The sequence below is a fragment of the Bacillus hominis genome (genome assembly GCF_018332515.1).
Lineage (GTDB): Bacteria > Bacillota > Bacilli > Bacillales > Bacillaceae_G > Bacillus_A > Bacillus_A hominis.
This window is the reverse complement of record NZ_BOQD01000514.1, coordinates 1-579: the sequence shown is the minus strand read 5'-3', so window position 1 is coordinate 579 and position 579 is coordinate 1. Positions and strand designations below refer to the sequence as shown.

Below are 579 nucleotides of genomic sequence, written 5' to 3'. Positions count from 1 at the left end.
TTAAATAAAGAAAAAGAAGGTCAAAAGGTTTTAGCTGATTACGGAAAACGTATGGAAGATTTAAAAGGCAAACTTGGTGATACAGTAAATCAAGAAATTTCTATGGTACGCTTTATGCCTGGTGATGTTCGTATTTATCACGGTGATACATTCTCTGGCGTTATTTTAAAAGAACTTGGATTTAAGCGTCCTGGTGATCAAAATAAAAATGATTTCGCAGAACGTAACGTATCTAAAGAACGTATTTCAGCAATGGATGGCGATGTATTATTCTACTTCACATTCGATAAAGGAAATGAGAAAAAAGGATCTGAACTAGAAAAAGAGTATATAAACGATCCCCTATTCAAAAACTTAAATGCAGTAAAGAATGGAAAAGCATACAAAGTTGACGATGTTATTTGGAATACAGCAGGCGGTGTAATGGCTGCTAACCTACTACTAGACGACATTGAAAAACGCTTTATTAAATAATAAAAAAACCAGCTCCCCCTTTTCTGGAGCTGGTTTTTTCATTTCACTGAAGTGTCACATTATTTCATTTTGTATTTTTATTCCCAATATGTTATATTATAAAAG

1 protein-coding gene is annotated in these 579 nt (G+C 33.0%); it reads left to right on the top strand.

What is annotated here, in order from left to right:
• On the top strand, positions 1–474 hold a 474-nt coding region (locus KI356_RS27015), incomplete at its 5' end, for an ABC transporter substrate-binding protein (RefSeq protein WP_212936983.1).
• Between the last annotated feature and the right edge of the window lie 105 nt (positions 475–579).